At 37.1% G+C, this 23743-nt stretch carries 23 protein-coding genes; 20 read left to right on the top strand and 3 right to left on the bottom strand.

What is annotated here, in order from left to right; genetic code table 11:
- The first annotated feature begins 11 nt into the window (after positions 1-11).
- The 14 genes from tatA to P9E47_RS14970 all read left to right on the top strand — a co-directional run bounded on the left by tatA (position 12) and on the right by P9E47_RS14970 (position 13636).
- Entirely contained in the window at positions 12-221 is a 210-nt protein-coding gene (tatA, locus tag P9E47_RS15035) for a twin-arginine translocase TatA/TatE family subunit (protein ID WP_003330490.1), read from the top strand.
- A gap of 559 nt (positions 222-780) precedes the next feature.
- Positions 781-3003 carry a phosphoribosylformylglycinamidine synthase subunit PurL gene (gene purL / locus P9E47_RS15030; protein ID WP_326163885.1) on the top strand — a complete coding sequence of 741 codons (2223 nt, stop codon included), beginning with the start codon at positions 781-783 and terminating at the stop codon, positions 3001-3003.
- A 139-nt stretch (positions 3004-3142) separates the two neighbouring features.
- Complete coding sequence (locus P9E47_RS15025; RefSeq protein WP_326163884.1) at positions 3143-3331, top strand: hypothetical protein; 189 nt, start codon at positions 3143-3145, stop codon at positions 3329-3331.
- An 884-nt stretch (positions 3332-4215) separates the two neighbouring features.
- On the top strand, positions 4216-4818 hold the full coding sequence (locus P9E47_RS15020; RefSeq protein WP_003330494.1) for a 50S ribosomal protein L25: 603 nt from the start codon (positions 4216-4218) through the stop codon (positions 4816-4818).
- A gap of 450 nt (positions 4819-5268) precedes the next feature.
- Positions 5269-5718 carry a DinB family protein gene (locus tag P9E47_RS15015; protein ID WP_326163882.1) on the top strand — a complete coding sequence of 150 codons (450 nt, stop codon included), beginning with the start codon at positions 5269-5271 and terminating at the stop codon, positions 5716-5718.
- 203 nt (positions 5719-5921) lie between these two features.
- A complete protein-coding gene (locus P9E47_RS15010; protein ID WP_003330496.1) occupies positions 5922-7031 on the top strand; it encodes an ABC transporter ATP-binding protein in 1110 nt (369 codons plus the stop codon).
- A complete protein-coding gene (locus P9E47_RS15005; RefSeq protein WP_003330497.1) occupies positions 7021-7824 on the top strand; it encodes an ABC transporter permease in 804 nt (267 codons plus the stop codon). Before P9E47_RS15010 ends, P9E47_RS15005 begins: the two co-directional genes overlap by 11 nt.
- Position 7825: 1 nt before the next feature.
- Positions 7826-8629 (top strand): ABC transporter permease, encoded by an 804-nt coding sequence (locus P9E47_RS15000; RefSeq protein ID WP_326163881.1) that lies wholly within the window; start codon positions 7826-7828, stop codon positions 8627-8629.
- Entirely contained in the window at positions 8626-9699 is a 1074-nt protein-coding gene (locus P9E47_RS14995; protein WP_003330499.1) for an ABC transporter substrate-binding protein, read from the top strand. The genes P9E47_RS15000 and P9E47_RS14995 overlap by 4 nt, the downstream gene beginning before the upstream one ends.
- A gap of 302 nt (positions 9700-10001) precedes the next feature.
- Positions 10002-10142, top strand: coding sequence for a hypothetical protein (locus P9E47_RS14990; RefSeq protein ID WP_157382080.1), 141 nt, complete (start codon positions 10002-10004; stop codon positions 10140-10142).
- Positions 10143-10159: 17 nt separating this feature from the next.
- The gene (locus tag P9E47_RS14985) at positions 10160-10621 is read left to right on the top strand and encodes a cytochrome c oxidase subunit II (RefSeq protein WP_003330500.1); all 462 of its coding nucleotides are present in this window, start codon (positions 10160-10162) and stop codon (positions 10619-10621) included.
- A gap of 14 nt (positions 10622-10635) precedes the next feature.
- Complete coding sequence (locus P9E47_RS14980) at positions 10636-12342, top strand: cbb3-type cytochrome c oxidase subunit I (protein ID WP_326163880.1); 1707 nt, start codon at positions 10636-10638, stop codon at positions 12340-12342.
- A gap of 86 nt (positions 12343-12428) precedes the next feature.
- Positions 12429-13064 (top strand): SCO family protein, encoded by a 636-nt coding sequence (locus tag P9E47_RS14975; RefSeq protein WP_003330502.1) that lies wholly within the window; start codon positions 12429-12431, stop codon positions 13062-13064.
- Positions 13064-13636, top strand: a complete 573-nt coding sequence (locus P9E47_RS14970) for a hypothetical protein (protein WP_003330503.1) — start codon at positions 13064-13066, stop codon at positions 13634-13636. Before P9E47_RS14975 ends, P9E47_RS14970 begins: the two co-directional genes overlap by 1 nt.
- 41 nt (positions 13637-13677) lie before the next feature.
- On the opposite strand, the gene P9E47_RS14965 is transcribed toward P9E47_RS14970, so the two are convergent.
- Positions 13678-13857, bottom strand: coding sequence for a DUF3896 family protein (locus P9E47_RS14965; protein ID WP_039957070.1), 180 nt, complete (start codon positions 13855-13857; stop codon positions 13678-13680).
- Between the two features lie 213 nt (positions 13858-14070).
- Between P9E47_RS14965 and P9E47_RS14960 the strand changes: the two genes are divergently transcribed.
- Complete coding sequence (locus tag P9E47_RS14960; protein ID WP_326163879.1) at positions 14071-15270, top strand: MFS transporter; 1200 nt, start codon at positions 14071-14073, stop codon at positions 15268-15270.
- A 119-nt stretch (positions 15271-15389) separates the two neighbouring features.
- Positions 15390-15950, top strand: a complete 561-nt coding sequence (locus P9E47_RS14955; protein ID WP_003330505.1) for a YkoP family protein — start codon at positions 15390-15392, stop codon at positions 15948-15950.
- Positions 15951-15969: 19 nt separating this feature from the next.
- Here the strand turns inward: P9E47_RS14955 and P9E47_RS14950 are convergent, their stop codons facing one another.
- The gene (locus P9E47_RS14950; protein ID WP_326163878.1) at positions 15970-16818 is read right to left on the bottom strand and encodes a metallophosphoesterase; all 849 of its coding nucleotides are present in this window, start codon (positions 16816-16818) and stop codon (positions 15970-15972) included.
- Positions 16819-16944: 126 nt separating this feature from the next.
- Here P9E47_RS14950 and crcB (P9E47_RS14945) point away from each other — a divergent pair, with 126 nt between their 5' ends.
- Genes crcB (P9E47_RS14945) through P9E47_RS14935 form a run of 3 tightly spaced genes read left to right on the top strand, consistent with a single transcriptional unit; the run spans position 16945 to position 18460 of the window.
- Positions 16945-17301, top strand: a complete 357-nt coding sequence (gene crcB, locus P9E47_RS14945) for a fluoride efflux transporter CrcB (RefSeq protein WP_035199085.1) — start codon at positions 16945-16947, stop codon at positions 17299-17301.
- Positions 17298-17660 (top strand): fluoride efflux transporter CrcB, encoded by a 363-nt coding sequence (gene crcB, locus P9E47_RS14940; protein WP_326151602.1) that lies wholly within the window; start codon positions 17298-17300, stop codon positions 17658-17660. Before crcB (P9E47_RS14945) ends, crcB (P9E47_RS14940) begins: the two co-directional genes overlap by 4 nt.
- Positions 17661-17674: 14 nt before the next feature.
- Positions 17675-18460 carry an arylamine N-acetyltransferase family protein gene (locus P9E47_RS14935; RefSeq protein WP_326163877.1) on the top strand — a complete coding sequence of 262 codons (786 nt, stop codon included), beginning with the start codon at positions 17675-17677 and terminating at the stop codon, positions 18458-18460.
- 51 nt (positions 18461-18511) lie between these two features.
- Here P9E47_RS14935 and P9E47_RS14930 read toward each other — a convergent pair whose 3' ends face one another.
- Positions 18512-21142, bottom strand: coding sequence for a cation-translocating P-type ATPase (locus tag P9E47_RS14930; protein WP_326163874.1), 2631 nt, complete (start codon positions 21140-21142; stop codon positions 18512-18514).
- 703 nt (positions 21143-21845) lie between these two features.
- Between P9E47_RS14930 and selB the strand changes: the two genes are divergently transcribed.
- Positions 21846-23735, top strand: coding sequence for a selenocysteine-specific translation elongation factor (selB, locus tag P9E47_RS14925; protein ID WP_326163872.1), 1890 nt, complete (start codon positions 21846-21848; stop codon positions 23733-23735).
- Positions 23736-23743: the final 8 nt, after the last annotated feature.

The following is a 23743-nucleotide window of genomic DNA, read 5'->3' as shown; positions in this document are numbered from 1 at the left end:
GTTGAGTACAGATGATGAATATTGGTGTTCCCGGTTTAATTCTAATTCTCGCAATTGCCCTAATTATTTTTGGTCCATCAAAATTGCCTCAGTTAGGCAAAGCGATTGGAGAAACATTAAGAGAATTCAAGTCATCGACAAAAGAAATGGTCGACGAAGTAACAGATGAATTTAAAATGGACGAAGAAAAAGAAAAGGCGAAGATAAAAGCGTTGAAATAGAATAACATATCCAAAAACAGGGCAAACGTTTGGTGATTGCTCTGTTTTTATTAGCGAATAGTCACCATCGGGGTCAAATTAATACACGACTATGTGCTAGCAGCGAATTACCGGTTAATGTTGATTTTTTACTTTTGTTAGATGAATGAATTTTATTAAAAAGGGAGCAAAGTTGTACCTTGCTCCTTAAATAACTGTAATAACTCTAGCTTAGCTCAGCTTTTTCTTTTTTTTTATTTTCTTGAATATAAAGACACACACGGTTTCTGCCCTTTGTTTTTGATGTATAGAGTGCCTGATCAGCCATCCAGACAATTCCGTGGGATTCATAGGTGAACTGCACCTCCAGTTGTTAGATGGTGTCTAACAATTGGGGTGCAGTTCATACAGAAGGTTTTTTATTTATTTTCCTTGTATTGTCAAAACCTGTCGTTGTGGCTATGATATAGTGGACAGATGAAGGTAAGTGTTGCAGAAGATATCGAAGAAGCGAGTATCTTAGTTGAAAAAATAAGCCTTATTTACCAAACAATTTAAATTATATTGGAGGGAGCTATTGATGTCGCAACATAAAATTAGCCCGGAGCGAATTGAAAAGGAACAAATATACAAGGAAATGGGGTTAACAGACGAAGAGTATCAACTAGCGAAGGATCTATTAAAACGTCGTCCGAACTATACGGAAACGGGTATTTTCTCTGCTATGTGGTCTGAGCATTGCAGCTACAAATCATCGAAACCATTACTTAAAAGGTTCCCAACAAAAGGAAGTCATGTTTTACAAGGACCTGGTGAAGGTGCTGGGGTTGTTGATATTGGAGATAATCAAGCGGTTGTTTTTAAAATTGAAAGTCATAATAGTCCGTCTTTTGTCGAGCCATTTGAAGGTTCGGCAACGGGTGTTGGCGGAATTATGCGTGATGTCTTTTCAATGGGAGCAAAGCCAATTGCTGCGATGAATTCATTACGTTTTGGCAATCTAGATAATGACCGTACAAAAATGTTATTTTCTGAGGTTGTACGTGGGATTGCAAGCTATGGCAATGTGATCGATGTTCCAACTGTTGGCGGCGAGATACAATTTGATGAGCAATATGAAGAAAATCCATTAGTCAATGCGATGGTTGTTGGACTCATTTCTCATGACGATGTGCAAAAAGGTGTTGCCGCTGGTGTTGGTAATGTGGTTATTTATGCTGGAGGGGATACCGGAAAAGACGGAGTTGGTGGTGCATCGTTTTCCTCAGATGTTGTCGAGGCTGGAAAAGAAGAGAATAAATCTGCAGTCGCAATCGGTAATCCACATATCGGTAAAAAATTAATGAATGCATGCTTAGAAGTCATTCAATCGGATGCATTAGTTGGTATTCAAGATATGGGTGCGGCAGGATTAACATCATCTGCGAGTGAAATGGCAGCGAAAGCAGGTACGGGGATTGAGATGAATCTTGACCTTGTCCCACAGCGCGAAGAAGGTATGAATGCATATGAAATTATGCTGTCTGAATCACAGGAGCGTATGTTATTAGTCGTGAAAAAAGGTCAGCAGCAGGAAATTCTTGATATTTTTGCGAAACATGATGTGGATGCGGCAGTGATCGGTGAGGTTATACAGGAGAAAACCTTCCGTATTAAGCAACACGGTGAGATTGTTGTAGATATTCCTGTCAATATTTTAGCTGATGAGGCACCTGTCTATCATTTACCATCAAAAGAAGCGGCATACTATCAAGAATTTCAAGCGATGGAAAATGAAGTTCCTACAGTAGAAGATCATCAAGCGATGTTAAGACAACTATTACAGCAGCCGACAATTGCGAGCAAGGAATGGGCATACATGCAATATGATGCAGAGGCACAAGGAAACACCATTGTCGGTCCTGGATCTGATGCGGCGATCGTGAAAATCGATGGTACGGATAAAGCAATTGCGATTACGACGGACTGTAATTCTCGTTATATTTATTTAGATCCAAAAGTTGGTGGACAAATTGCCGTGGCAGAAGCAGCACGTAATCTTGTTTGTTCTGGTGCAAAACCACTTGCAATTACAGATGGCCTGAACTATGGTAACCCAAATAATCCAGAAGTATTTTGGCAAATGGAAGAGAGCATTGATGGTATCAGCGAGGCATGTCTTGCTCTTCAGACCCCCGTTATTAGCGGTAATGTTTCCATGTATAATCAATCAAAAGACGAAGCGATTCTTCCAACACCTATCATTGGTATGGTCGGACTAATCGAAAATACAAAATATGTGACACCAAACCATTTCCAAAATAATGGTGACCTTGTTTATTTAATTGGAGAAACGTTCCCTGAATTCGGTGGCAGTGAACTGCAAAATATGATTGCTGGTAAATATTTAGGAAAAGCCCCTGTGATTGATTTACAAGTGGAAGCGAACCGTCAAAACATACTTGCGACTGCAATTAAAGAAGGTCTTATAGTATCTGCACATGATCTATCTGAAGGCGGTCTTGCTGTTGCCTTAGCTGAGAGTTTGTTTAATGGACAAGGTTTAGGTGTTGAAGTTAGGTTAACTGGTGACGTAACGGTAGCGTTATTTAGTGAATCACAATCAAGATTCTTAGTAACTGTAAAAGCAGAAAACAAAGAACAATTTCAAAATCTATGGACAGAAGCGAGACAAATCGGCTCGGTAACGAACGATGGGAAATTAATTGTTTCTGTAAACGGTGAACATGTGATTAAAGATACCGTTGATGAACTTCATAAACTTTGGAGTGAAGCAATTCCTAGGTTAGTAACTGCTAAATAAATTTGTGAATGTGTTAAATAACTTTTTGGTAGAGCACGGTACCCTGTGAATGGGCCGTGCTCTATCTGTTAGCAGAGTTAAAGTTGGAAGACAGTTTAGGATTGTAGCCTCAGCAAAATTCATAGCTAGGAGTTATTCAATGAAAGTATATAGTCTAAAAAGGCAATTTAAAGGTTACAAAAAGGAGACAGAGTTTTATTTAATAAGTGAATCAGAGTTTATTGGTGTTAAAGAATTCGTGCTGAGAACGAAAGAACTAACGAATACTATCATAATCAATGAAAGCGAACTTCTTAAGAATTTTACTTTCATCAGAGAAATCTTTTAAACTGGGACAGGATGTGTCTAGTCTGCAGCTAATGCACTTAAGCGAACATTCGCTGTGGCTTGTTGATTGATTTAATGTCGAAGTACCTGGCACCTGTTGACTAAATTAATATCACTCGCTATTTTAACGTTTCTCGGAACGTATGAACACTTCGATTTAACTGACCTAGGAAAACGGAAGTATTACAACACAGGGCTAGGGCACCGTTTTTTCATTAATGATAAACTAGGAATTGACAGTTTAGATGCCTTTCCCGTAAAGTTGCTTATGCTGCAAATAAAAACGGAGGGTACTAGATGCAATTCATTAATAATCTACTACTAGATATGGAACTAGATACTATATTAGTAAAATATCTTTCGATTATCATCTAGTATCACGTTTTGCACCGAGGAAATGATTGAGAAATTTAAAAAAGTACATTACCTTTCCGATTACATTATTCAAAAGGAATGGGAAATTGCTGAATACAATGCCGAAAATCAAATAGATCGGAACAATCCTGTGAATGGTAGGGCCCTTACCAATATCGGCGTTTTTAGGGCGTATATTAAGAGTTTGGACTAAGAGTATTCCAGAATCTATCTGGGGCTGATTTAAGAAATATGGTAGAAGAATCAAGCGACAAAGCCTTGATTGGCGAAAGAAGCTATTGAAATCCTTCGCTACGTTAAAACAGCGGTGAACTGACCCCATTTTTTCATATGTTTTTGTTAAATTTGAATAATAATAGATGCATAAAGAAGTTGCAAAGTTTGAAAAATTTGATAAAAAACATACAATTTACTATAATGAGGTTGTTCATATTTATTATGTACATATTAGACATTCTATCATTATGATTATCTCAATGTCTAAAATTCTGAAACGGAAGGTGACGTGCTATGAGTAAAGAGTTAGTCGCGGAAGTAAGAAAGGATTTTAGAAAATCAGCCTCAAATCAATTGAAAAGTAAAGGCCAAATTCCCGCGGTTGTTTACGGAAAAAAACATGAACCAAAAGCAATATCTGTTTACAAGGGAGATTTATTGAAATTATTAAGACAAAATGGCAGATATGCGATTCTTTCTCTAAATGTGGGAGGAATTGATGAGAAAGTGATTCTAGGAGACTATCAAGTAGACCCTCTCACTAAAGAAATAATTCATGCCGATTTTCTTTATGTGGATTTAACTAGTGAAATTAACACGAAGGTCCCTGTTGTAATAAAAGGAGAAGCGGAAGGTGTTAAAGTGGGAGGGATCCTACAACAAGTGCTTTATGAACTAAACATTTCAGCGAACGTAAAAGAAATTCCAGAGGAAATTTTAATAGATGTAACAAACTTGGAAATTGGTGATACGTTGAAAATAGCCGATATAAGAGAAAGTTATCGTTCCATCATACTTAACCATGAAGACGATGAACTAATTATTTCTGTGATCCCTTCAAGGCTTAGCGTAGGTGCTAAAGAAGATATGAATGAATCTATACCACAAACTGTATAAATTGGGGAAAAGAATGGTGCTCGTTTATTGGCACCATTCTTTTGTTTGACTGGGACAGAGGGTCGGGAACTGTGTCCCGAAGAGGCTGAATCGTATAATATTTCGTAATTTACACTTTCTTCTGTTAATATTGATATATAAAACATTGTTGAAAAAGAGGTGCTATTGTTATGTCATATACGGGGGTTATCATTTTTAGTATAATCATAGCTGCCGTTGTCATAGGTTTGACAATTTGGATAACAAATAAGGCGTATGAAGTGCTACCTTCTGTAAGTAAAGTAGATCCACTCCCTAATGAAAAAACGAGAGAAATATCAGAGAATACTAGGTTCGATTGGGATAATTGATGAAAGGTGCTTGCGCTCGTGCGTGTAATGGGGAGCAGGCACCTACACCTGAAGGGACAGATTTCGTGATCTGCTTCGTGGATCGAGAGGAGGATATAATTTGAAAACAATTCAAAGAATGTATGAGCATTTGCATTGGGCAAATCTTCATATTTTTGACGCATTGCAAAATATTAAAGGTGATAAGCAAGAGGTATGCGGATTATTTTCCCATATTCTATCAGCTGAAAAAGTTTGGTTTACTAGGTTACAAGGTATAGATGGCCCCCAAATTCCATTATGGCCCGAAATGAATATGGTACAATGTGCCGAACTTATAATGCAAAATGAGATGACTATTACAACCTATCTTACTAACTTAAAAGAGTCGGATTTGGATCAATCACTATTATATAAAAATAGTAAAGGAACAGAGTTCACTAATTCGGTTCGTGATATATTAACGCATGTAGCAATGCATGGACAGTATCATCGGGGTCAAATTAATACACGACTACGCGCTAACGGCGAAGTGCCAGTTAATGTTGATTTTATTACTTTTGTAAGATAATGGACCTTTTTGAAGAATTGTAAAAGTATTTGACCCTTGTCGACTAAATATAATAACAACAGGACCCACCACGCCTCTTAACAATGCGGACAATGGTGGGTCATTTTATTCTAAGGAGATTTTAAAAGCCGGGTGTAGTCAGTGTTCTAGTTTTTTTAGTATAATAGTGGCGAATTTATTTTTTGGCATAGGAAGTGTTTTTATTGACGAATATACCGATCATACGCTTTGAAAATGTAACAAAGCAATATGATGATGACGATGCTGTTCTTGTTAACGTTAGCTTGGAGTTTGAACGAGGGAAGTTTTACACACTACTAGGGCCATCTGGTTGCGGTAAAACAACAATCCTTCGCTTGATAGCTGGATTTACAGAGCCTTCAGCGGGCAATATTTATTTTAATGGCAAAAATGTCAATCAAGTTCCCGCAAATAAAAGGCAAGTCAATACTGTTTTTCAAGATTATGCATTATTTCCGCATTTGAATGTGTTTGAAAATGTAGCATTTGGTTTGAGAATTAAAAAAATGAAAAAAAGTGAGATAGAGAAAAAGGTTCATGAAGCCCTGCAATTTGTGAACCTTAAAGGGTATGAAAACCGTGAAATTAAAGAAATGTCTGGTGGACAACGGCAGCGTGTAGCCATTGCTCGTGCGATTGTGAATGAACCGGAAATTATCCTTTTAGACGAGCCTCTATCAGCGCTTGATTTAAAATTGCGCACAGAAATGCAATATGAGTTGCGTGAACTGCAACGCCGTCTAGGCATTACCTTTATTTTTGTTACTCATGACCAAGAAGAGGCTCTTGCGATGTCGGATGAAATTTTTGTCCTTAATCAAGGAAAAATTCAGCAGAGCGGTACTCCAAATGATATCTATGATGAGCCTATTAATCGATTTGTTGCTGATTTTATTGGGGAATCGAATATTATAAATGGCAAAATGATTCGAGATTACGAAGTAGAATTTGTTGGAAAAAGATTTGAGTGTGTTGATAAAGGTTTACATGATAATGAACCAGTTGAAGTAGTCATTCGTCCAGAAGATCTTGAAATTACCTCAATCGAACGAGGGAAATTACAAGTCCGAGTAGATACGCAACTATTTAGAGGTGTACATTATGAAATAAGCTGCTATGACAAGGATGGAAATGAATGGCTTGTTCATTCGACTAAGAAAGCAACAGTTGGAGAAGAGATCGGTCTCTATTTTGAGCCTGAAGCCATCCATGTTATGCGTTTTGGAGAGAGTGAGGAAGAGTTTGATCGCCGTTTAGAATCATATGAGGAAGGAGATTATGATGAATTCTAAATTAACACGTAATCTTTATATGATTCCTTATGCTGGTTGGATTGTACTCTTTGTCATTGCACCGATTTTTTTAATACTTTATTATTCCTTCTTTGATATTGAAGGACATTTTTCACTGATCAATTATCAAAAATTCTTTACGTCTGTTTATTTACATATGACATTGAGCTCTTTTTGGTATGCATTTTTAATTACTGCCTTTTCTTTATTCATTGCATACCCAACTGCTTTTTTATTAACGAAAACGAGGCATAAGCATCTTTGGCTTTTATTAATTATTACACCTTCGTGGATTAATTTATTATTAAAAGCCTATGCATTTTTAGGAATTTTCGGTACGTACGGAATGACAAATCAATTTTTAGAAATCATTGGCGTCGGTACCAAGCAGATCTTATTTACGGATTTTAGTTTTATATTTGTTTCGGTTTATATATTTATTCCATTTATGATTCTGCCTATTTTTAATGCATTAAATGAATTAAATCCAACCTTAATTGATGCTGCCAATGATTTAGGAGCATCGAAATGGACAACGTTCCGAAGAGTGATTTTTCCACTTACGTTGGACGGTGTAAAATCGGGGTGTCAAGTTGTCTTTATTCCTGCTCTTTCTTTGTTTATGTTAACAAGATTAATAGCTGGAAACCGCGTGATTACCCTTGGTACTGCGATTGAACAACATTTCCTTGTGACACAAGACTGGGGAATGGGAGCAACCATTGCTGTATTTTTAATTATTATTATGTTTTTAATTATGAGCGTAACTGGCAATAGAAAGCGTGGTGTATAAGGTGACTCAAAAATTAGCACCTATTTCAAAGCTTTATTTACTGGTTATTTTTGTTATTTTATATACGCCGATTTTCTTTTTAGTGTTCTACTCTTTCAATAGTGGTGGAACAATGTATGACTTTGAAGGCTTTACCCTTGATTGGTATAAAGAATTATTTAGTGATACGAGGCTTCTCATTATCGTGCTGAATACGGTTGTAGTAGCATTATTATCTGCACTGTTAGCAACCATCATTGGTGTTTTTGGTGCTCTTGCTATTTATAACGTTAGAAAGAGAAAGACAAAGCAAGCTTTATTATCATTAAATAATGTGCTGATTGTCAGTCCGGATGTCATTATTGGTGCATCGTTTTTGATATTATTTACAGTTGGTGGAATGAAACTTGGATTTATCTCCGTGTTATGCTCGCATATTGCTTTTAGCATTCCCATTGTTGTGTTAATGGTTTTGCCTAAGTTAAATGAAATGAGTCCGACATTAATCGATGCGGCAAGAGACCTAGGTGCAAACGAATGGGATGTACTGACAAAGGTTATTCTTCCCTATATAACACCGGGCATTATGGCTGGCTTTTTTATGGCCTTAACGTATTCGTTTGATGATTTTGCTGTGACGTTTTTTGTAACAGGAAATGGCTTTAGTACGCTTTCTGTTGAAATATACTCATTGGCCCGTCGGGGAATTTCCTTAAATATTAATGCATTGTCAACTGTACTATTTTTATTTACAACATTATTAGTTGTCATCTATTATTTTATTTTACAAAAAAATAAACCAAGAGGAATGGGGGCTAGAAAATGAAAAGATTAGTCCATTCGTTATTGGTAGTTGTCGTAGCATCCGTCGTTTTATTAGTGTTGCTAGATCAATTAAATTCATCCCAGGGGTATTCAAGTGGAAATACGTTAACCATTTATAACTGGGGTGATTATATTGACGAGGAGCTGATCACTCGTTTTGAGAAAGAAACGGGTATTAAAGTGATCTATGAAACCTTTGATTCAAATGAAGCGATGATGACAAAAATCGTTCAAGGCGGTACAACCTATGATATTGCAGTTCCTTCCGAGTACACGATAGAAAAAATGAGGGAAGAAGACCTGTTGATTCCACTTGATCATTCCAAGTTGCCAAATTTAAAGTATATTGATGAACGTTTTATGGACTTGCCGTTTGATCCTGAAAATAAATATTCCATTCCTTATTTTTGGGGGACCGTTGGAATCGTCTATAATCCAACATTGCTGGAAGGGATGGAAATAACAAGTTGGAATGATTTATGGGATCCAGCATTGAAAAATCAAATTCTTTTAATTGATGGTGCTAGAGAAGTAATGGGAATGGGGCTAAATAGTCTTGGGTATTCATTAAATGATACGAATAAAGACCATTTAATGGAGGCAAAGGAAAAACTGGATCGACTGACGCCGAATGTGAAGGCGATTGTTGGTGATGAAATCAAGATGCTCATGGCAAATGAAGAAGCCGCGATTGGACTTGTGTGGTCAGGCGATGCAGCTGATATTATGTCGGAAAATGAGAATTTAGACTATGTAGTACCGGAAGAAGGTTCCAATCTCTGGTTTGACAATATGGTTATCCCTAAAACGGCTAAAAACATCGAAGCTGCCCATCAATTTATCAATTTTATGCTTGACCCAGAAGTTGCAGCACAAAATACTGAATATGTGAGCTATTCAACACCAAATAAGGAGGCTTTGAAATATATGCCTCGGGATATGGTAACGGATGAACGCTTCTATCCATCACCTGAATTAACGGAAAAACTTGAGGTTTATGAAAATCTTGGCAAAAAGAACTTAGCTTATTATAATGCCCTGTTTTTAGAATTTAAAATGCATCGGAAATAGGCAAGGAAATAAATACGTGATGACGAAAAACTGCACAGTGAACTCTCACTGGTGCGGTTTTTTAATCCTTTTTTTCATTTATCTCCCAAAAAAATTAAATTTTTTTAATTTTTTTATTTAGCTATTGACAAAGCTAAAGATGTTGTCGAACCCTTGAGTTTACTGGGTTTTCATAGTGTTAAAGTGGCATATAGCCGTCGTTATTTACCAAAAATTGATAATTGACTGTGATTTAACGCACATTATTGAAAATGATTTGCAATTAATATGGAGGTAGAAAATCATTTGGGAGGTGGAGTTCGATGGCTACAACAAAAAATACTCAAGAGGTAGTCAAAGAGGGCCGCGAGGGAATAGGAACCTTTATCGGGGTAGGGATTGTTGGCGCTGTAATTCTAGTTACGTATATTGCAATGTACGGACTATATATGGCGAGAATTTAGAAAGGAGATAGGTGAACATGCATAAATCGGAAAAGATTTGGCTGACGTTAAGTTTCGGTATGATTATGGGTTTTATGATTCTTACTGGTTATCAGGCCTTTGCATTAGGAATGGGGACACCATCTGGTCAAACAACACTTGATCCACAAAAAGTGGATCAAACAGCTCCATTTGATAAACCTGGTGTTACACAGATTGGAGAAAATGAATACGAAGTGGTCATGACATTACAAATTTTTAGCTTTACACCAAATAAACTTGAGTTTCCTGCAGGATCAACAGTTCATTTTAAGTTAACTTCAAAGGATGTTGTCCATGGATTTGAAGTCGCGGGAACAAACCTAAATGCAATGGTAATGCCAGGCTATGTTCAAGAAATCACACAGAAGTTTGATAAACCTGGTGACTATTTAGTTTTATGTAATGAATACTGTGGTGCCGGACACCAATTAATGTCAACAACCATCACGGTTAAATAAAAGGGGGGAGTTACATGCAACCTACATCATCAACGGCAAATATGTCAAAGCCGTCATTTAAAGAAAGATCAAATCAAATGCTTGGCGCAATACCACAAGATGCTATTATAACAAAATCATATTTATTTGTCGCTTTTACTGCGGTACTATTAGGTGGACTGTTAGGACTATTACAAGGTTTAAACCGTGCAGGCTTACTTCAACAAATGCCGCTTGGATTAAACTATTATCAAATATTAACAGCACACGGTTTATTATTAGTCGTTATCTTTTCAGCAACGTTTGTAATTGGTTACTTTTATGCAGGTATGTCACATACATTAGGAGGACTTCTTCCTAAAGTTAGAAAGATCGTATGGACTGGATTTTGGTTGAAAATTGTCGGAACTGTAGTAGTAGTAATTCCGGTATTAATGAATGAAGCTTCAGTTATGTATTCATTCTATCCACCTATGAAAGCACACCCAATGTTCTATTTCGGGTTAGTATTTGTAGTATTGGGTGTATGGGCAGCTGCTATTGGGGCTTTTATTCAAGTAGCTTCTTGGAGAAAGAATAATCCTGGAAAGCATGTACCGATTTTCTCTTTCTTTGCTACTGGGGTATTTATTCTATTAGTAGGCGCAACATTAATGGTTGCAGTTGAAGTATTATTCATGATTATTCCTTGGTCTTTAGGATGGGTTGATACAATCAATGTTATGGTTGCTCGTACCCTATTCTGGGCATTCGGTCATACTGCGGTTAATATCTGGTATTTAACAGCTGTATCTGCTTGGTATGTTATTGTACCAAAAATTATCGGTGGTAGACGCTTTAGTGATATGCTGACTCGTGTCGTAATTATTGCACTAGTAATTATGAACATCACTGGTGGATTCCATCACCAAATTATTGATCCAGGTATTTCAGAACCGATTAAATTTATGCACGTATTCATGAGTTTAGCAATTGGTTTCCCATCTTTAATGACTGCTTATGCAATGTTTGCTGTAATGGAGCGTACAGGTAGAGAAAAAGGTGGAAAAGGTGCTTTTGGTTGGTTTAAAAAGTTACCATGGGGCGATGTTCGTTTCTTAGCTCCATTTATTGGAATGGCTGCCTTTGCTCCAGCAGGTGCAGGTGGTATTGTTCAAAGTACAAACCAATTAGATCAAACTGTGCATAACACGATGTGGATTGTCGGACATTTCCACTTAACATTAGGTATGTCTGTAGTTATGACATTTTTTGGTGTAAGTTACTGGTTAATTCCGCATGTTTCAAAACGTATTTTAACACCGGCTATGAATAAATTAGGTGTCTTCCAAACAATCGTTTGGACAATTGGTATGGTGATTATGTCATTCTCAATGCACTATATTGGATTATATGGCGGATCACCACGTAGAACATCTTATACAACATATTTCGATCATCCGATGGCCTTATCATGGGATCCATGGATGTTAGCAGTTGGTATCGGAGCAGTTTTATTATTCACCGCTGTTTGTATTCAAGTTTTTGCAGCATTCAATCTTATGTTCTTTGCACCAAAAGGTGTTACAGAATTCCCAATTGGTGAACCACAAAGTGATGATGAAAAAACACCATATTGGACAGAACGTTGGGGTATCTGGGTTGTATTAATGATCATTACAATTGCAATGGCTTATACTGTACCATTAGTTGAAATGATTGTGAATGGCCCTCCAGGATCACCACCATTCAAAACTTGGTAATAATTAAAATAGAGAGGTAGCTCGATTTTTATGGGCTATCTCTTTATGCTAAGTAAGAGAAAACTATAATTCAGGAAGTGATCTCCGTGATCAAAAATCGCCATACGACAATAGCTTGTTGGCTCGTTATAATATTTGGAATCGGCTTGTTTTTTATCGGAACCGACGGATTTAGTGCGTTTACTGCTGAAAAGGCAAGGGTAAATAAATTGGTCGATGAGAAACCAAAGTTCCCAAGTGTCACACTAGAGGATAGTAAAGGTCGTACCTATTCATTCAGTGAATTTGAAGGAAAAAATGTATTTATTACGTTTCTTTACACATCTTGTGGATCGGTTTGTCCGCAATTAGAAAAAAATATGTCACAAGTTTATGAAAAGATCCCGAAAAAATACTTTGATAAGGACATTGTATTTTTAAGTATAAGTTTTGACCCAACTAGGGATGACCCAGCTACATTAGAAAAATATAGAGAACTATTTAATAGTGACGGGGAAACATGGAGGATGGCGAGAATTAATGATCAAGCCGAATTAGATTCCCTGTTAAAATCCTTTGGAGTCATTGTAATACCTGATAAAAACGGAAATTTCTCGCATAACTCTGCCTTTTATTTTGTAGACAAAAAAGGGAGTTTAACACATGTAATGGATTATAAAAAAATTGATGAAGCAGCACAAACAGTAATTGATATTCTTGAAAAGGAAGAGGGGGATAAATAATGGAACAATCCAAATATGGTTTAATCTTATTTATTTTCCTTGCTATGCCCCCTGTTGCTTACATTTTGGAATCCGTAATGGCATTGCATATGCATATGCAAATGCCGATGCTAGTTATAGCTGGACTGTTAATGGCTCGTTTCTTTCAAATACGTTTTCCACAATTTTTTGAAAACTGGAATCAAAATGGTATACCCGGAATTTTATTATTTATCATTATAATTGTGTTTTGGATGATGCCGAGGACCATGGACGAGGCATTAACCGAATTAAGTGTTGAGATATTTAAATTCATCAGTTTACCGTTTTTGGCCGGAGTTCCGCTCCGTGACAGCTGGAAAAAGCTAAGTGAAAAAATTAAAAATGGTGTAATCATTCTGTTTACTGTTTTATTTTTATTAATGGGATGGCTGTATATTTACTCTCCTGTTCAATTGTGCAACAATTATTTGCAGATTGAACAAATAACCCTTGGTTGGGCTTTCATTACGACAAGTATTGGGTTGGTCGTTTATTTGATTTACATTACAGTCGTTGATCGTTCGAAATATGAAATTGGAAATAATGAATAATCATATAAATGAAAAAAAGGAGCTTGTGCAAGAGCTCCTTTTTAATTTATATTTCCTCGCTCAAAGTGATTCATTTCTGTTAATTCGATAATATAATCATAATTCTGGATTGAATTTTGGACTGATTCATACTCCTCCCTTGTTAAATCCTTTTTTTCTAATCTTTCTACTAATTTTCTTTTATTTTCTTCAAGATTGACGATAATATCTTTATAGTTCATATTTCAACATTCCTTTCCAAATCAGGGGTTTGAAAGCGCTATCTATTTCTATATATATTTTAATTTACGAAGCAGTAAAATTACTGATGGTCCTGTTGCGAATTGGTGACATATTGGTTACGAATTTAGCAAAATTAATCTTGTATTTTTGAAATCATGCTTTATAGTTAATACATATAGACAGTTGTCAAGACAGGAGGAAAGACGTACAAGATGGGAGAAAAAACGATTTCAAGAAATAAAGTATTAGGAATTGCTGGACTGGGTTGGATGTTTGATGCAATGGATGTTGGCATGCTATCATTTATCATTGCTGCCCTGAAGGTAGACTGGGGTTTAACACCGCAACAAATGGGTTGGATCGGGAGTATAAATTCGATCGGTATGGCTGTTGGTGCTTTTGTATTTGGTATATGGGCAGACCGTATTGGTAGAAAAAATATATTTATTATAACCTTAGTCTTATTTTCGCTAGCCAGTGGACTTTCAGCTTTTGCAACAACACTTTCAATCTTTCTCATATTGCGGATTTTCGTTGGGATGGGACTTGGCGGTGAATTGCCAGTAGCCTCAACCTTAGTATCTGAAATTGTCCCGGCGAAGGACCGTGGTCGTATTGTAGTATTGCTTGAAAGCTTTTGGGCTGTGGGTTGGTTGATTGCGGCACTAATTTCATACTTCGTTATTCCGGCTTTTGGTTGGAGAATAGCTCTGTTATTAAGTGCCTTACCTGCTTTATATGCTATTTATTTACGATTAAAACTGCCTGACTCCCCGGCATTTTCACCTAAAAAGAGTGAAAAACGGACAGTATTGCAAAATATAAAGGATGTTTGGTCGAAAGAGCATGCCCGTTCCACGTTTGTCCTGTGGACGGTTTGGTTTACGGTTGTTTTTTCTTACTATGGAATGTTCCTATGGTTGCCAAGTGTTATGGTTATGAAAGGTTTCAATTTGATCCAAAGTTTTGAATATGTGGTGATCATGACACTTGCGCAATTGCCTGGATATTTTACAGCAGCATGGTTTATTGAACGAATCGGCCGTAAATTTGTACTAGTTACTTATTTATTAGGCACCGCTGCATCAGCTTTTGTATTTGGAACAGCAGAATCGACCGCTTTATTAATCGGCTCCGGGATATTATTATCCTTCTTCAATCTTGGGGCATGGGGCGCTTTATATGCCTATTCTCCGGAACAATATCCGGCAGTGATCCGTGGAACTGGTACAGGAATGGCGGCATCTGTTGGCAGAATAGGAGGCATCTTGGGACCGCTTTTAGTAGGTTCTTTAGTAAGTGCCGGCTATTCAATTGGTTTTATTTTCTCAATTTTTTGTGGAAGTATTATTATCGGAGTTTTGGCTGTCGCTTTTGTTGGACACGAAACACGACAGATCGAACTTGCTTAGAAAAAAGAGTTGCAGTCTAGATTGCAGCTCTTTTCTTTCCTAATTTTTTCAAAAATAAAATTCCCCTAAATGTAAAAAAATAAAATGAAATGAAGAAAAAGCGAAGGAGAGCTGGCAATATGCGGGGCTACGTTCTTTCGATTTGGAACTTTTTTGATCCTTTTTATTTTTTCTGTACACGTCTAACATTTCCTCCGCGAACAGGTACGGAAAGCAATATTTTCAGGGTTAGACTAACAAAATACAAAGGAAGAGAAGTCGTTCTTACTGATGGAACAATCATCACGAAAAATGATATTTTAGTTAAAATCCACCTTCACAACGTGAAACTATTAAGGGAATTATTTGAAATAAAAAGTGAATTAAGAAAAGCAAAAATTCTTTACCGCCATGTTCAAGAGTCACTGCCAGGGATCGAGTATTTCATTCGAAACAGCAGTTTTTCAAATGAAATTAAAGGAATTGTTGGTATCACCCATTTAAATAAAAGCTGTGAACGGCTTGGATTTGAAATTTTTGATATTTCTCATCCTATCTATAAATGGTTTAAAGTGTTTGCTTTTTTGCCAATCGAAATTCTATCCAGCGCAAATCATTCCATTCTCAATAGTTTAAAACATCAAACACCAAAATATTTATTTATGTCAAGAAATACACTAAACAAAATGTATCGAATCTAAAAGAAAAAGCTGCTCATGATTAAATAGCAGCTTTTTTAGGTCTTAAAGGCAGTTCATGAAGGGTAATTTCTGGTCGGCTTCCGACACGGATATTAACTCCCGTTTGACCAAGTCCTTCATTGATATAGTAAGGCTTCCCATCTTGTAAATGGAGTCCCTTTGTAATATTCATTCTAGCGAGTTTCCCCATTTTTACTAGGTGATAGGCTTTTGGGTAGCAGATTTGCCCCCCGTGGAAATGGCCAGATAGCAAATAATCAAAATGATAATTCTTCATATGCAACACGATATTTGGATCATGGGTAAGAACTAATTTTGTACCGGAAACGATTCCTTTGTAAGAAGCGTTAATATCGCTACGTTTTGTCTTAAAGTCGTCAATGCCAATGATGTTAACTGGTTTACCATTTACATAAATGACATCATGTTGATTGATCAAAACCTTGCAGTTATATTGTTCAAGAATTTCGATTAGCTTTTGTTGGTATTTAGGTCGCAGAAAGTAATCATGATTTCCTAAAACCGCATAAATCCCATGCTTTGGATTCAGTTTGTTCAATGTTTCAAGGTAGGGAGCTAGTTTAGGAATGGTTCGTTTACGATCTAAAAAATCACCAGTTAGTGCAATTAAATCAATCGGTTCGTCTTTTAGCATTTCATAGAGATCGGTTGGAGAAATCGAAATATTTTCAAGATGCAAATCTGATAGCTGTAAAATTTTTAACTTTGGATGCTGTGGTACAAGTTTTTCATTTAATTTTATCTTGTTTATGACAACATCTTTCGTGTTATCATGGGCTTTTTTAAATAAATTATTAAGAATATAAACAAGAAATAGGATGAGGACAGCAAGTAATAAAAATTCCAAGTGGCTACGCACCTCCATATAAAAATTATACAGGATGGGAACAGGAATTTTTACATGCAATAGTTGGAAAGCGTTTTTCTTCTTAGTATAATTAAAAAAGCTTAACGGAAGAAAAGGTGCTTTTTTATGCAAATTTTACTAGTCATGATTGGTGGTTTTTTAGGGGCAATAGGTAGGTTTAGTGTCGGAGAGTGGTTTAATCCAAATCAAGGTTTTCCTTTTGGAACTTTACTCGTAAACCTTATTGGATGCTTTCTTCTAGGGTGGCTTTTAACTTTTATGAGCCGTCGCAGCAAAAATTACTCTTACCTAACTTTGTTTCTCGGAACTGGGGTAATTGGCTCTTTTACAACCTTTTCAACATTCTCTGTTGAAACGATTCAATTATTCAAACAGGGACTTGTTGTTCTCGGTTTGCTTTATGTACTCATAAGTATATTTTTCGGCTTGTTATTAGCCTATTTGGGGAGCAAATTAGCATGATCTGGATCATTGGGTTTGGTGGTGCAATTGGTGCAGCTGTACGCTTTTTATTAGGTGATTTTATTAATAAAAGGTGGTCTAAAAAACTAGGTAGGTTTCCGGTGGGAACATGGATCATTAATATTTCCGGCTCTTTTTTACTTGGTGTAATCGCTAATTATCATTTGTCAAACAGCATAGAGGATTGGGTTTGGTATTTTGTTGGAGTTGGATTTTGCGGGGCATATACTACTTTTTCCACATTTGGCTTTGAAACAATTCGGTTGATCGAAGACAAAAAAATTAAGATTGCGATTGAATATATACTATCATCATTGGTAGTAGGGATTGCATCAGCTTCAGTAGGTTTTATAATTTGATTTGGAGGTATGGTATGCCTGATATTAATGCTTTATTTCGCAAAAGAATTGGTTTACCTGAGGATGAGATTGTAAGGTTTGAAATATTAGATAAGGTTCTTGAAAAAACAGCCAAATCAATTCCCTTCGAAAATATATGTATTATTAATAAAAATACAAGTGATATTTCGAAGGAAAGCCTAGTTAATAAAATTCTTGATAGGAATGAAGGCGGCGTCTGTTATGAGTTGAATCCTATTCTTTATTTGTTTTTACAGGAAAATGGCTTTGATGTCTCCTTAGTTCGTGGGGCTGTTTATGATCATTCAGCGCAAAACTGGGCGCCTACGGGTCTTACCCATGTTACAATTTTATTAAACCTTAATAATCAAACCTTTGTATTGGATACTGGTTTTGGAGGGAATTTACCTTTAAAACCTGTTCCATTGAACGGGCGAATGGTTCATTCCGGTAATGGCCAATTTCGAATTAAAAAGCAGAATAGTGAGTATGGAGATTATGTTTTTGAAATGAAGTTAAAGCATAAGGATTCTGACTGGAAGCTAGGTTATGCTTTTGATACGAAAAGTATCATTCGCGACCTCCCTGAATTAAATGCCGTTAAACAGGTCATCTCTGAAAGTGAGCATTCGGCCTTTAACAAGGCCCCTTTGATGACAAAAATTACAGACAGCGGAACAGTCACTTTAACCGGTTCTTCATTAACAGTATGGACAGATGGAGAAATGAAAAAAGAGGATATTGCTGAAACACAATATCCAGATCTAGCCAAAAAACATTTTGGTTTGTCGGTTAAATAGTAAAATAGCAAAGGGGTACCCGAAAAATGGGTACCTCTTCTCTATAATGTCTTAAAAAATTCTTTTCCATGCTTTAGAAAGCTCGCTGAAAATGATTGGGACTAGAGATAGCGTTAGTACGAATAACCAGTCCTTTAAAGAAAGGATGTGTAGGTCGAAGATATCGTTAAAGACCGGTACATTCACTAATAGGGCTTGAAGTGCAATACCTACGAAAATAGACACTAGTAAAAACTTATTTGTAAATAGTCCCACTTCACGAAGTGACTTTTTAGTACTCCGCAAATTCAAGGAATGGAATAATTGAGCAATACTTAGTGTTACAAATGCCATCGTTTGGGCATGAACGAGTGCATCCTTCGAAATGTTGCTAAAGTCGATTGAAAAAATCGATGGTGCGCCAGTGTAATAATTTAATCCTGTAACAAAAGCAAATAAGGTTAAGGAACCGATTAATAATCCGTAAAGTAGGGTAAACATTCCGCTGCCATGGGCAAAAATACTTTCTTTAATGGAACGTGGCTGTTGATCCATAACATCTGGATCATCAGGATCCAGCCCTAGTGAAATGGCAGGCAATGTATCTGTAATTAGATTGATCCATAAAATATGAATAGCGGATAGGGGAGCCGGCCATCCAAGAAGAATAGCGATGAAAAGCGTTATAATTTCCCCTAAGTTACATGATAGGAGGAATAAAATCGATTTTTTAATGTTTTGATAAATATTTCGACCTTCTTCAACGGCAGCAACGATCGTTGCAAAGTTATCATCGGTTAATACAATATCCGCTGCACCTTTTGCGACGTCAGTACCGCCTTTCCCCATTGCAACGCCAACATCAGCTTGTTTTAATGAAGGAGCATCGTTTACCCCGTCCCCCGTCATTGCAACAATTCGCTCATTCGTTTTTAAAGCTTTCACAATTTTTACCTTATGCTCTGGTGACACCCGCGCAAAAACACGGATTTTGTTAACCTTCTCGCATAACTCTGATTCACTAAGTCGATCGATCTCGGATCCTGACATAGATTCGATCTCCTCGTTTGCAATTCCAAGATCTTTAGCAATTGCGAACGCTGTTTTTTGGTTATCCCCGGTAATCATGATCGTTTGGATACCGGCTTGTTTGCACTGTGCTATGGATGCTTTTACTTCTTCTCTTGGCGGGTCGATCATTCCGGTTAGGCCTAGAAAAATTAGTTCTTTTTCCAAATCCTCGCTTGTCATGCTGTTATCGAAGGTTGGAATTTCCTTGTAGGCAATCGCAAGAACACGTAATGCTTCAGCAGACATTTCATTGGCAACATTCTTAATTTTATCTACTTCAAGGGTAGTCACTCGGATTTTGGGTAAAATGCTTTCTAATGCACCCTTCACCATTACAAAATAACGGCCACCATGGTGGTGAACGGTTGTCATCATTTTACGGTCGGAATCAAAAGCTATTTCAAAAATTCGCTCATAATTTTTATCAAGAATTTGTTTTTCAAATCCAGCAACATGAGCCGCAGCAACAAGGGCGATTTCGGTCGGGTCGCCAGAATGTTCCTCCTCAGTAAAAACGGCATCATTACAAAGAGCCATTGCTTCAAAGAAGCGGGAGTATTCCCTTTGCTTTAGTAATGGTGAGTTCATGGAAAGATAATTTCCGTTAACATAGACTTTTGTCACGGTCATTTTGTTTTGGGTTAGCGTCCCTGTTTTGTCAGAACAAATAACACTAACAGCACCAAGAGTTTCAACCGCCGGCAGTTTTCGAACAACAGCTTGTCGTTCGATCATTCTCTGTACGCCAAGAGCAAGTACAATCGTAACGATGGCAGGCAACCCTTCAGGAATGGCTGCAACCGCCAGACTTACAGATATCAAAAACATATCAAGAACATCTCTGCCTTGAAAATAGCCGATTAGGAAGATGATGACTGACACAATGACGGCACCAATTCCGAGAATTTTCCCAAGCTCTGCTAATTTTTTTTGAAGCGGTGTTTGTTCTTTTTCTTGTTTCCCAAGCAAATTAGCGATTTTTCCGATTTCGGTCTGCATTCCCGTGTTCACGACTATACCAATAGCCCGCCCGTAAGAGGATAGGGTGGACATAAACGCCATATTCCGTTGATCGGCAATCGGCAATTCCTCAGCTGCTACCCAATCAGCATTTTTATCAACAGGAACGGACTCCCCGGTTAATGAAGATTCTTCAACCTGAAAATTGGCAGTTTCAATTAACCGTATATCAGCAGGAATAAATCGTCCAGCATCAATAATTACGATATCACCTGGTACTACGTGCTCTGATGGAATTTCAACCGTCATTCCATCTCGTTTTACAATGGCTTTGGGGGTTGTCATTTTTTTTAGTTCCTCCAAAGCTTTTTCTGCTTTAGATTCCTGAATGACGCCAATAATCGTATTCAGCAGAATCACTAATACAATAATAATGGCATCACTATACTCCCCAACAAACGCAGAAATAAGGGCGGCCCCAATTAAAATATAGATTAGTAAACTATTAATTTGCCTGAAAAACAACGTAAAAATCGATTCTTTTTTATGCTCGCTGAATTCATTAGCTCCAACCTGATCTAACCGTTTTTTTGCCTCTACATTCGTTAGACCTGTTTCCGTATTAGTTTCTAAATCAATGGATACTCTTTCTGTATCTTTTGTGTACCACATACTTCACACTCTCCCCTAGATAGAAAATGGATTATCTATCCCAATTTAATTAAACCACATATAGGTAAATATTTCTAAAACGAAAAATGAAAGTTTATATATAAATTAGTCAGTGATATCCCCTTATATTACCATTTAAAAGTTTGCTATTTTTACCGATAGTAAGGATGAGCAGCAATTTCCCTAGCAAATGTTGTTGTTCATGATAACTTTATTCAGCTGAATAAAGTTATAGCCTTCGGCGAGCCTTGCGATTTTTAAAGGTAGTTTTTCGAGCTAAGATCAAAGACTAAGAACGCCACATCCTGTGGCAACGTCTTTGTGACCCACATCCTGTGGGCCTAAAAATCTGGGCGCAAATATGCCAAGGCATATTTGATTGTATTCCTCTATTTCGTCCATCTAATTTAGGTGGACTTTTTTTATTTTTAACAACCTTAGTTCATGCTACTTGAATAGTTTTCCCAGACCTATTAAAGTAAAATGGAATGATTAACTTCATTCAGCAGAAGTCTTCCACTTCCATAAGTGGTGAGATGAATGCAAAATAGTGTTTTAATCCAGTGGGGGTGCAAACCCCTGCTGAATAAAGTTAAAGCCTCCGGCGGATGCCTCGGATTTTTAAAGGTAGTTTTTCGAGCAAGCTCGAAAAAAATCCGGGCGCAAATACGCCAAGGCGCATTTGATAAAGTGGGTGAATATTTTGGCAGTTCGAAATTATACGATTGGGATGGCCGGGCACATTGATCACGGCAAGACATCTCTTACGAAGGCATTAACGAATGTTGATACAGATCGACTTAAGGAAGAAAAAGAAAGAAATATTTCAATAGAATTAGGCTATGCACCATTAAAGATTGATGATGAGCTTGATGTCTCTATTATCGACGTGCCTGGTCATGAACGTTTTATTAGACAAATGATTGCCGGTGTTGCTGGAATTGATTTAGTCATCTTGGTTATTGCTGCAGATGAAGGTGTTATGCCGCAAACGAAAGAGCATCTTGAAATCCTGTCCTTTTTAGGTATCGAAAAAGGGATTATCGCAATTAGTAAAATTGACCGTGTTGATGCAGAATTATTAGAACTTGCCGAAGAGGACATAAGGGATAACCTCAAAGGGACGGTGTTTGAATCAGCTCCTTTTGTATTAGTGGACAGTCTTTCAAAGAAAGGTCTGGAGGAACTAAAACAGCAAATTAAGAAGGAATTAGAACATAAGGAGATGCGTGATGCAAGGGGACCGTTCCGCTTGCCGATTGACCAAGTGTTTTCAGTTCAAGGACAAGGAACGGTGGTACGTGGTACGGTGTATGAGGGAATTGTCGAAAAAGGCAGTTCACTGCAGGTTTTACCACAGGGCATTCCGGTAAAAGTTCGGCAAATTCAGGTGCATCATGAGCAAACAGAAGTGGCTAAGGCTGGACAAAGGGCGGCCTTAAATTTAGGTGGCATTTCCAAACAAGAAATTGCCCGTGGAGACGTTTTAGTATCATCTGAGCATTTTCTCGTTACAGATACGCTTGATATTACAACAAAATTTGTGGGTGACTTGGCATCGCCGGTCAAGCAGCGTGCACCGATTAAGCTACATACAGGAACAACTGAAGTAATGGGAACAATCGTGTTCTTTGATAGAAATGAAGTTGTTGAAGAGGATGATGAAGTAGTTTGTCAGCTTCGTTTAGACCACCCAATTGTTTGTAAACGTGGGGACCGCTTTATTTTAAGGAGACCGACACCTGTCGAAACGATTGGTGGTGGCTGGATTATCGACCCGAAAGGCAGTAAATATCGCTTTGGCGAAGATACAGTAAAAATGCTCATGCAGAAAAAAGAGGGCACACCAAATGAACGGGTTCTTTCTATATTAAAAGAGAAGGCACTTATGACATTTGAAGCTTTATTGAAATATTCATCGATGGATAAAGACGATTTAATAGCTATAGTGGATGCAGAAAAAGGTACGAGTATTTTTGAACTAGCAAGTGGCGAGTATGCCCTCCACTCTGATTTTGAATATATTAAAAACAGGATAGAGGAAAAATTAACAGAATATCATGAGGAATTTTCCCTTCGTGCTGGCTTCAATAAAGCGGAAATTGTTCATTCTTTCCTGAATCTTTATCCGAAACGTCTAGTTGAATTTGTTATTGAAAAATTGATAGAAGAAGGCTTCTTAAAGAAACAAGAGCAATATATTCAGCTTGCAACTTTCTCACCGCATTATCCAGAAAAATGGAGTAAACGTATGGAAGCAGTAGTCATAGCTATTCAAAAAGACGAAATTGAAGTGCAGCCATTTGAGCAATATATGAAGAGTGAAAAAATACCGGAACAGTACAAGGATGATTTCAAATATTACTTAATCCAAGCAAGAAAAGCTGTTGCCTTGGATGAAAATCATCTCCTATCAATAGAAACAATTAACAAAGCAGCAGATTTATTAAAGTCAAAAACCGGTGAAGAATTCGCAGTTAAGGATGCAAAAGATGTTCTAGGACTATCCAGAAAATATTTGATTCCATTACTAGAGTTATTTGATGCATTAAATCTTACAAAAAGAGTAGAGGATAAACGGAAGTGGGTGTAATGTAGTTT

It is taken from the genome of Schinkia azotoformans, from assembly GCF_035811335.1.
GTDB classification, from domain to species: domain Bacteria; phylum Bacillota; class Bacilli; order Bacillales; family Bacillaceae_J; genus Schinkia; species Schinkia azotoformans.
The sequence above is the reverse complement of the archived record's forward strand: the minus strand, read 5'-3'. Positions and strand labels throughout refer to the sequence as shown.